The organism is Streptomyces adustus (genome assembly GCF_009377175.1).
Taxonomy (GTDB): domain Bacteria; phylum Actinomycetota; class Actinomycetes; order Streptomycetales; family Streptomycetaceae; genus Streptomyces; species Streptomyces adustus.
This window is the reverse complement of the sequence record NZ_VJZD01000318.1, coordinates 1-9381: the sequence shown is the minus strand read 5'-3', so window position 1 is coordinate 9381 and position 9381 is coordinate 1. Positions and strand designations below refer to the sequence as shown.

Sequence of the window (9381 nt, the reverse complement as noted above, 5' to 3'; positions counted from 1 at the left end):
GGGCGGGGCACGGAACTCCTTCGTCGGGCGCAGGCGGGGTGTGCCTTCGGACGACGTCGGCCGGGCGATGGGCAGCGGGCTTCGAGCCACGGCTGCACGCTCCACCGTAGAACATGTTTATGGAGAACGCTGGACACTCATATTTCCATGGCGTTACAAGCATCCCGCCATGGATACGACGGCAACTCGCGGGGTCGGAAAATGCGGGTGCGGGCGTCGGAACGGGCGTGGATGATCGGGAGGTTGTCCGGAGATCGCGGCCACCGCCGTCGGTCCCGGTGAGGGAAGGGGACCGCCCATGAGTTCTGATCGCGCCGTCGTGCTTCGCCGGGCCGCGGATTCCGATGCCGGACCGGCGGCCGAGGTCTGGCTGCGGTCGTTCGCCGCCGCGCTGCCCTCGGTCGTCAGGCCGCGCTCCGACGACGACGTGCGCGACTACTTCCGCGACGTGGTGGTGCCGCTGCGGGAGACCTGGGTCGCGGAGACGGACGGCGCGGTCGTCGGGGTGATGGTCCTGGACGGCGAACACCTCTCCCAGCTCTATCTCGCCCCCGACTGGCGCGGCCGGGGCCTCGGTGACCGGTTCGTCGTACTGGCCAAGGAGCGCAGCCCGCGGGAACTGACGCTGTGGACCTTCCAGGTCAACGAACCGGCGCACCGCTTCTACGAGCGGCACGGTTTCGTGGCCGTCGAGCGCACGGACGGCAGCGGGAACGAGGAGCGGGAGCCGGACGTGCGGTACGTGTGGCGGCCGTAGGGCTCCTGTCGCACCTATCGCGCGTTCCCGAGCCCCGCCGCGTCCGCGGCCGTGCGCAGCACCTCGCGGAGCATCGCGGGGGTGAGCCGACCGGTGAAGGTGTTGCGCTGACTGACGTGGAAGCAGCCGAAGAGCTCCAGCCCGTCGAGGGACACGCGGGCGCCGTGCCCGAAGGCCGGCCGCGGGCGCGGGAGCGTCCAGCCCGCCGCGGCGAGCGCGGGCAGCGCCGCCTGCCAGCCGAAGGCGCCGAGCACCACCGCGGCGCGCAGGGTCGGCCGCAGCAGGTCGAGCTCCCGGACCAGCCACGGCCGGCAGGTGTCGCGCTCCGCGGGCGTGGGCTTGTTGGCGGGCGGGGCGCAGTGGACCGGCGCGGTGACGCGGACGCCGTACAGCTCCAGGCCGTCACCGATGTCGACGGAGGTCGGCTGCGAGGCGAGGCCGACGTCGTACAGCGCCTGGTACAGCACGTCCCCGGAGCGGTCGCCGGTGAACATCCGGCCGGTGCGATTGCCGCCGTGGGCGGCGGGCGCCAGGCCGACGATCAGCAGCGACGCGTCGGCGGGCCCGAAGCCCGGCACCGGGCGTCCCCAGTACGTACGGTCGGCGAAGGCGGCCCGCTTGGTACGGGCGACCTCCTCGCGCCAGGCCACGAGCCGGGGACACGCCGTGCACCCGGTGATCCGGGCGTCCAGAGCGGCCAGGCTGTCCATACAGCCACCGTAGCCCCGCACGCACACGGGACTTAAGGGGAGGCGGGTGCCGTGAGGCCGGGAAAACCCCACGGGACGGGCCGGTCCCGGAGGCTAGAGTCGGGACCATGGTTGTTGAGGACCCGGACGGCACGGACGGCACGGACGGCGCAGAGAGCGCAGAGGGCGCGCAGGGCGCAGACGGGGCGCACGACACGGGCGCGCCGGATCCGAAGGTCGCCGCCGCGATCGCCGCCGCCGAGGCGGCCGGCCTCGCGAGCGGCGCGTCCGTCCGCATCGACACCTGGATCTGGTCCGTACGGCTGGTCAAGACCCGCTCCCAGGGCGCCACCGCGTGCCGGGGCGGACACGTACGGGTGAACGGCGAGCGGGTGAAGCCCGCGCACTCGATCCGCGTCGGCGACGAGGTGCGGGTGCGGCAGGAGAACTGGGAACGGGTCGTCGTCGTGAAGCGGCTGATCCGCAAGCGTGTCGGCGCGCCGGTGGCCGCCCAGTGCTACGTCGACAACAGCCCGCCGCCCCCGCCCCGCACGCCCTTCGCCCCGGCGGGTGTCCGCGACCCGGGCACCGGGCGCCCCACCAAGCGGGACCGTCGGGAGATCGAACGGCTGCGCGCCCTGAACGGGCTGCGTGGCCCGGGCGGCCGTCCCGAGGGACGGTGACCGCGGGCCACGGACGTCAGGCTCGGCGCCGCCGTACCAGTCGCAGCAACTCGGCGTTGTGTCCACGCCTGGCCCAGGCGATGGCGGTGAGCGGCACGAGCAGGATGAGCGGGGTCGCCGCGTTCTGTCCGTCGAAGACGGTGACCTGGACGACGAACGCCCCGATCATCAGCGCGCCCAGCGCGACCGCGGCCACCGACTGGAGCACCGGGACCAGCAGGGCCACCGCGCCGGCCAGTTCCAGCGCACCGATGGTGTACATGCCCGCGCTGCCCCAGCCGATGCGGTCGAACGATTCGACGGCCGACGGGTGCGCGATCAGCTTCGGCAGGGCGCTCGCGAACGCGTAGAAGAGGGCGAGCAGCACCTGGAGCCCGCGCAGGACGATCCGGGCGGTCCGAGTCGTACGAGCGGTACGGGGCTGTCGGCTGCCGTCGGTGACGGAGGCGGAGGCGGAGGCGGCCGATGCGGTGGTGGCGGCGGTCTCGGACATGGGGTCTCCTGTGTGAGCGGGTCGGTGGTGCTGTCACAGAGGTAGACCGGCGCGCGCGGGGGAACTCATCGCCCTCGACCGGCGGTTGCGGCCGCCGCGTCGCGGTGCCTCCCGCCGCGCGGGCCGCTTGGAGAACGCCCGCGGCGGAGAGTACGTTGCAGTCAGGAGCGGGTGATCCTGATGCGTACGGGCAGTGAGCCGACGACAGCGCGCAGTGCACTGCGGCTGCGTTTCTGGCTGAGCGTGTGGGGGCTGGTCTGGACGGTCTTCGGGACCGTGGCCTTCCTGCTGGCCGGCCGGCCCGGCTGGGCCGCCGCCTGCGGGGCGCTGTGGCTGGTCATCACCGTCGACCTGTCGATGATCGTCAAGCACATCAGGCAGGGCCCGCACTACCAGCCGGGCCCCGACGTCCCCCCGTACCGCCCGCCCGAGCACCGGCGTCCCTGACCGGCACGGGCGGCGGGCCCGGAACCGAACGGCCGGCCGCTCGGGCCCGGCGGCGGAACGGCCGGCTCGGGAGTCGAACGGTCGACTCCGGAACCCGACGGGCGGCTCAGGAGTCGAAGCGGGCCGCCTTCAGGTACTGCGGCTTCGGGTCCAGCGCGGCGGCCAGCCGGAAGTGGCGCTTGGCCTGATCGTGGCGTCCCTGCCGCTCGTAGGTGCGGGCGAGCGCGAAGTGCGCGAACGCGTTGTCCGGCTCGCGCTCCAGGACGATCGTGAACTCCAGTTCGGCGGGCCGCAGTTGCGCGGCGGCGAAGAAGGCCCGAGCGCGCAGCAGCCGGGCGGCGGTGTTCTCCGGGTGCGCCGCGATGACGCCGTCGAGCAGCTTCACCGCGCCCCGCGGATCCCGTGCCGCGAGCAGCTGCTCGGCAGCGCGGAAGTCGATGACATGCGTCTCCGGAGTACGTCCGGTCGAACCGCTGGTTTCGGGCACGCGAAATTCCTTCCCTTGCCGGGATGATTCAACGCCCGGACCGCGCACCCCTATTCCAGGCCATGCTCCGGGGGTCCTGTTCCCGGCCTTGTCCCAGGGGGCGCTCCCGAGGTCATCCCCGGGGTTCGCGGTCCGCCTCCCGCGAGGACCGCGCCCGGTGCACGAGCTCCGCCCACACCTCGCGCACCCGCCGCTCCAGTCCGGCGAGCGGCACGTCGTTGTCGATGACGATGTCGGCGATCTCCAGGCGCTTGTCTCGGCTCGCCTGGGCGGCCATCCGGGCGCGGGCGTCCGCCTCGGTCATGCCGCGCAGGTGTACGAGGCGGTCGAGCTGGGTCTCGGGGGCGGCGTCGACGACGATCACGAGGTCGTAGAGCGGCGCGAGGCCGTTCTCGGTGAGCAGCGGGACGTCGTGGACGACGACGGAGTCCTCGGCCGCGGCGCTCTCCAGTTCGCGGGAGCGGGCGCCGACGAGCGGGTGGACGATCGAGTTCAGGACGGCGAGCTTCTCCGGGTCGGCGAAGACGAGGGAGCCCAGCCGTGGCCGGTCGAGGCTGCCGTCCTCGGCGAGCACCTCCGTGCCGAAGGCGTCCACGACGGCCGCGAGTCCGGGGGTTCCCGGGGCGACGACCTCCCGTGCGATCCGGTCCGCGTCGATCAGCACGGCCCCGCATGCCACGAGCAGCCGCGACACCTCGCTCTTGCCGGCTCCGATACCGCCGGTCAGACCCACGGACAGCACGACCGCGCCTCCCCCTCACGATGCCCCGCCGCCGCGGGGCGTACCGATCTGCTCCGACGGCCACCGTCCGGACCCTGCGGGGCACCCCCGCAGGGGTGGCGCCGGTGGCGCCGTGGGCGCGGACGAGTGGCTCGCTGCCGTGCGGCAGCGTATCGGATCAGTTCTCGCCCTCCCGCTCCGCGAGGAACTTCTCGAACTCCCGGCCGATCTCGTCCGCCGACGGGATGTCGACGGGCTCGGCGAGCATGTTGCCCCGGCTCTCGGCGCCCGCGGCCGCGTCGTACTGGTGTTCAAGGCCCTGGACCAGGGAGGTGAGTTCCTCGTCGCCCTCCTGGATCTGCCGCTCTATCTCGGTCTGCGTCCGGTGCGCGTCGGTGCGCAGGGCGTGCGCGATACCGGGCAGAACCAGTCCGGTGGCGGCGGTGACGGACTCCAGGACGGTCAGTGCCGCGTCCGGGTACGGGGAGCGGGCGATGTAGTGGGGCACGTGGGCGGCGACACCCAGGACGTCGTGGCCGCCCTCGATGAGCCGGTACTCCACGAGCGCCTCGGCGCTGCCGGGGACCTGTGCCTCCTCGAACGGGCTGCGATGGCCCGGGACGAGGTCCGTGCGGTTGCCGTGCGGGGTGAGGCCCACGGGGCGGGTGTGCGGGACGCCCATGGGGATACCGTGGAAGTTCACGGACAGCCGGACGCCGAGCCGCTCCACGATCTGCTGGACGGCCGCGGCGAACCGCTCCCACTCGACGTCCGGCTCGGGGCCGGACAGCAGCAGGAAGGGCGCCCCGGTGGCGTCCTGGACGAGCCGCACGTCGATGGCGGGCTCGTCGTAGTCCGTCCACTGGTCGCGTTGGAAGGTCAGCAGCGGGCGGCGGGCCCGGTAGTCCACGAGCCGGTCGTGGTCGAAGCGGGCCACGACCTGGTGGGGCAGCGAGTCGAGGATCCGGTCGACGATCTGCTCGCCGGTCTCGCCCGCGTCGATGTATCCGTCGAAGTGGTAGAGCATGACAAGTCCGGCCGACTCCTGGGCCAGCGCCATGTCGACGACGGCCAGCCCCTTCGGCTCCCATGCGTACAAACCCTGCGGATCAAGCACTTGGACCGCTCCTCCTCGTGTTCCTACTAGAGAACGTCGTCGACGACGCGCGCATTCCCGGACCGCGACCTTGATCGGGCCGCGCCGCACGGTTCTTCGGACGGCGCCGCACGAAGGACCGGTCACCGGTCGGCCGGCCGGACATCGGCAGGCCCTACCGCGCCGGGGAACAGAGGCCGGGAAACACAAGCACCGAGGGCCCGCACCCGGGTGGGTGCGGGCCCTCGGCAGAGAGCTAGCTACTGCTCAGCGATCAGCTCTGGCCGCCGGCCAGCTTCTCGCGCAGCGCGGCAAGCGCCTCGTCCGAGGCCAGCGCGCCGGACGTGTCGGCACCCTCGGAGGAGTACGAACCGCCACCGGACGCGGCCGGAGCCGCAGCCTCGCCGCCCTCGGCGGCAGCGGCCTCGTCGGCCTCGCGGGACTTGATGACCTGAGCCTGGTGCTGCTCGAAGCGCTGCTGCGCCTCGGCGTACTGGTGCTCCCAGGCCTCGCGCTGGGTCTCGTAGCCCTCGAGCCAGTCGTTGGTCTCGGGGTCGAAGCCCTCGGGGTAGATGTAGTTGCCCTGGTCGTCGTACGACGCGGCCATGCCGTACAGGGTCGGGTCGAACTCGACCGAGGCCGGGTCGGCACCGAAGGACTCGTTGGCCTGCTTCAGCGAGAGGCTGATGCGACGACGCTCGAGGTCGATGTCGATGACCTTGACGAAGATCTCGTCGTTGACCTGGACGACCTGCTCCGGGATCTCCACGTGGCGCTCGGCCAGCTCGGAGATGTGGACCAGACCCTCGATGCCCTCGTCCACGCGGACGAACGCACCGAACGGAACCAGCTTCGTGACCTTACCCGGGACGACCTGGCCGATCTGGTGGGTACGGGCGAACTGCTGCCACGGGTCCTCCTGCGTCGCCTTCAGCGACAGGGAGACACGCTCGCGGTCCATGTCGACGTCGAGGACCTCGACGGTGACTTCCTGGCCGACCTCGACAACCTCGGACGGGTGGTCGATGTGCTTCCAGGACAGCTCGGAGACGTGAACCAGACCGTCGACGCCACCCAGGTCCACGAAGGCACCGAAGTTGACGATCGAGGACACGACGCCGGAGCGGACCTGACCCTTCTGGAGGGTCGTGAGGAACGTCTGGCGGACCTCGGACTGGGTCTGCTCCAGCCAGGCACGGCGGGACAGGACCACGTTGTTGCGGTTCTTGTCCAGCTCGATGATCTTGGCCTCGAGCTCCTTGCCCACGTAGGGCTGGAGGTCGCGGACACGGCGCATCTCGACGAGGGAGGCCGGCAGGAAGCCACGGAGGCCGATGTCGAGGATGAGACCACCCTTGACGACCTCGATGACGGTACCGGTGACGATGCCGTCCTCTTCCTTGATCTTCTCGATGGTGCCCCAGGCACGCTCGTACTGGGCGCGCTTCTTCGAGAGGATCAGACGGCCTTCCTTGTCCTCCTTCTGGAGAACAAGGGCCTCGATCTCGTCGCCGACCTTGACGACCTCGTTCGGGTCGACATCGTGCTTGATCGAGAGCTCGCGGCTCGGGATGACACCTTCGGTCTTGTAACCGATGTCGAGCAGGACCTCGTCCCGGTCGACCTTCACGATGACGCCGTCGACGATGTCGCCGTCGTTGAAGTACTTGATCGTCTCGTCGATCGCGGCGAGGAAGGCTTCCTCGTTACCGATGTCGTTGACCGCAACCTGCGGGGTGGTGGCGGTGGTCTCGGTGCTGCTCGTCATGTGGGAAAGGGCTCCGGTTACGGACAGAAAGTCGTAGGTACTGCTACGCCGGGAGCCCGTGATCGCTCTGATGAAGCCGGACAGCCAAGGAAGCGCCACACCGAGAGAACTCTGGTGGCGCCTCGAAAACCGAGGGGACATACAACAGATGCGAGCGCAGCCTGCTAGGTCTGAGGAGCGCAGGCTCGCAGCGCAACTTGTAGCATACGGGGGCAGCCGGGCAGGGTCAATGCGCGAAGGCGCACACCCGGGGCGGATCGCCCCAAATCCGGCACAAAAACTCGTCCCAGCAGGCCACACAGGCCGGGATACCCCTTCCGTGACACGCCCGGCGTGTTGCAGGGAAGTGGCCGCAGACTAATACGAGGGAGCCGATCATCCAAGAGCCCGAGACCTTCGAACCGGAAGCCACCCGCCGCGCCTCGGACATCGTGGAGAGCGCGCGGGCCAACCGGGGCTGGTGGGACCGCAACGCCGACGAGTACCAGGTCGACCACGGCACCTTCCTCGGGGACGACCGCTTCGTCTGGGGCCCCGAGGGCCTGGACGAGGTGGAGGCCGAGCTGCTCGGCCCGGCCGAGGCGCTCAAGGGCCAGGACGTCCTGGAGATCGGCGCCGGCGCGGCCCAGTGCGCGCGCTGGCTGGCCGCGCAGGGCGCGCGCCCGGTCGCGCTGGACCTCTCCCACCGCCAGCTCCAGCACGCCCTGCGGATCGGCGGATCGTTTCCCCTCGTCTGTGCCGACGCGGCCGCGCTGCCCTTCGCGGACGCCTCCTTCGACCTGGCGTGCTCGGCCTACGGCGCGCTGCCGTTCGTGGCCGACCCGGTCCTGGTGCTGCGCGAGGTGCGCCGGGTGCTGCGGCCCGGCGGCCGGTTCGTCTTCTCGGTGACGCACCCGATCCGCTGGGCGTTCCCGGACGAGCCGGGCCCCGAGGGGCTCTCGGTGTCCGCCTCCTACTTCGACCGCACGCCGTACGTGGAGCAGGACGAGGAGGGCCGGGCCGTGTACGTGGAGCACCACCGGACCGTCGGCGACCGCGTCCGCGACGTGGTGGCGGCCGGTTTCCGCCTGGTCGACCTGGTGGAGCCGGAGTGGCCGGCCTGGAACACCTCCGAGTGGGGCGGCTGGTCGCCGCTGCGCGGGAACCTGATCCCGGGGACGGCGATCTTCGTGTGCGTACGGGACTGAACACGTGCGCGCAAGGGACTGAACATACGAGGCTGGACGAGTGATCCGTTACGACGCCCTGGACTCCCTGCCCGTCCGCGAGGCCGTGCCCGCTCTGGACGACGCCCTGGAGACGCACGGCACGGCCGTCCTCGTGGCGCCGCCCGGCACCGGCAAGACGACACTCGTCCCGCTCGCCCTGGCCGGCCTGACCGGCGCGGGTCCCGCGCGGCGGGTGGTCGTGGCCGAACCGCGGCGGATCGCTGCGCGGGCGGCGGCCCGGCGGATGGCCTGGCTGCTGGGCGAGAAGGTCGGCGAGAGCGTCGGCTACACCGTGCGCGGCGAGCGGGTGGTCGGGCGCCACGCACGCGTGGAGATCGTCACGACGGGCGTGCTGCTCCAGCGTCTCCAGCGTGACCAGGAGCTGGCGGGCGTCGACGTGGTGGTGATCGACGAGTGCCACGAGCGGCATCTGGACGCGGACACGGTGGCGGCGTTCCTGTGGGACGTCCGCTCGGCGCTGCGGCCCGAGCTGCGCCTGGTGGCCGCGTCGGCGACGACCGACGCGGACGGCTGGGCGCGGCTGCTGGGCGGGGCGCCGGTGGTCGAGGCGCGCGGGGCCGCGTACGAGGTCGAGGTGGTGTGGGCGCCGCCGGCCCGGCCGCTGCGGCCGCCGCACGGGATGCGGGTCGACCCGGCGCTGCCGGCGCACGTGGCGTCGGTGGTGCGCAGGGCGCTGGCCGAGCGCTCCGGTGACGTGCTCTGCTTCCTTCCTGGCGTGGGCGAGATCGCGCGGGTCGCCGGGCAGCTCGGGGCGCTCGGCGACGTCGACGTGCTCCAGGTGCACGGGCGGGCTCCGGCGGCCGTGCAGGACGCGGTGCTGGCGCCCGGAGCGCGGCGCCGGGTGGTCCTCGCGACGTCCGTGGCGGAGTCGTCTCTGACGGTGCCCGGGGTGCGCGTGGTGGTCGACTCGGGGCTGGCGCGCGAGCCGCGCGTCGACCACGCGCGCGGGCTGAGCGCTGTCCCTTATACACATCTGAAGCTGCCGACGACCCCTTACGTGCTTATGTGTAG

Annotated in this window: 11 protein-coding genes; 5 read left to right on the top strand and 6 right to left on the bottom strand. The window is 71.8% G+C overall.

Annotated features, from left to right (window positions below; translation table 11 throughout):
• Positions 1–298: 298 nt before the first annotated feature.
• Complete coding sequence (locus FNH09_RS41650) at positions 299–757, top strand: GNAT family N-acetyltransferase (RefSeq protein ID WP_152895060.1); 459 nt, start codon at positions 299–301, stop codon at positions 755–757.
• Positions 758–771: 14 nt separating this feature from the next.
• Here the strand turns inward: FNH09_RS41650 and FNH09_RS41645 are convergent, their stop codons facing one another.
• Entirely contained in the window at positions 772–1467 is a 696-nt protein-coding gene (locus FNH09_RS41645) for a uracil-DNA glycosylase (protein WP_152895059.1), read from the bottom strand.
• A gap of 107 nt (positions 1468–1574) precedes the next feature.
• Between FNH09_RS41645 and FNH09_RS41640 the strand changes: the two genes are divergently transcribed.
• Positions 1575–2129 (top strand): RNA-binding S4 domain-containing protein, encoded by a 555-nt coding sequence (locus FNH09_RS41640; RefSeq protein ID WP_152895058.1) that lies wholly within the window; start codon positions 1575–1577, stop codon positions 2127–2129.
• 16 nt (positions 2130–2145) lie between these two features.
• On the opposite strand, the gene FNH09_RS41635 is transcribed toward FNH09_RS41640, so the two are convergent.
• Positions 2146–2622, bottom strand: a complete 477-nt coding sequence (locus tag FNH09_RS41635) for a DoxX family protein (protein WP_152895057.1) — start codon at positions 2620–2622, stop codon at positions 2146–2148.
• A 180-nt stretch (positions 2623–2802) separates the two neighbouring features.
• Between FNH09_RS41635 and FNH09_RS41630 the strand changes: the two genes are divergently transcribed.
• Entirely contained in the window at positions 2803–3069 is a 267-nt protein-coding gene (locus FNH09_RS41630) for a DUF6343 family protein (protein ID WP_152895056.1), read from the top strand.
• 106 nt (positions 3070–3175) lie between these two features.
• Here FNH09_RS41630 and FNH09_RS41625 read toward each other — a convergent pair whose 3' ends face one another.
• The 4 genes from FNH09_RS41625 to rpsA form a co-directional block, all read right to left on the bottom strand.
• A complete protein-coding gene (locus FNH09_RS41625; protein ID WP_162469890.1) occupies positions 3176–3556 on the bottom strand; it encodes a tetratricopeptide repeat protein in 381 nt (126 codons plus the stop codon).
• Positions 3557–3668: 112 nt separating this feature from the next.
• Entirely contained in the window at positions 3669–4298 is a 630-nt protein-coding gene (gene coaE, locus FNH09_RS41620) for a dephospho-CoA kinase (RefSeq protein WP_162469889.1), read from the bottom strand.
• A gap of 157 nt (positions 4299–4455) precedes the next feature.
• Positions 4456–5394, bottom strand: a complete 939-nt coding sequence (locus tag FNH09_RS41615) for a PAC2 family protein (protein ID WP_162469888.1) — start codon at positions 5392–5394, stop codon at positions 4456–4458.
• Between the two features lie 253 nt (positions 5395–5647).
• Positions 5648–7141 (bottom strand): 30S ribosomal protein S1, encoded by a 1494-nt coding sequence (gene rpsA / locus FNH09_RS41610; protein ID WP_152895055.1) that lies wholly within the window; start codon positions 7139–7141, stop codon positions 5648–5650.
• A gap of 377 nt (positions 7142–7518) precedes the next feature.
• Between rpsA and FNH09_RS41600 the strand changes: the two genes are divergently transcribed.
• Positions 7519–8328: a methyltransferase domain-containing protein gene (locus FNH09_RS41600; protein ID WP_162469891.1), complete on the top strand. Its 810-nt coding sequence runs from the start codon at positions 7519–7521 to the stop codon at positions 8326–8328.
• Positions 8329–8368: 40 nt separating this feature from the next.
• Positions 8369–9381 (top strand): DEAD/DEAH box helicase (locus FNH09_RS41595; RefSeq protein ID WP_162469887.1); only part of this gene is annotated, 1013 nt, incomplete at its 3' end.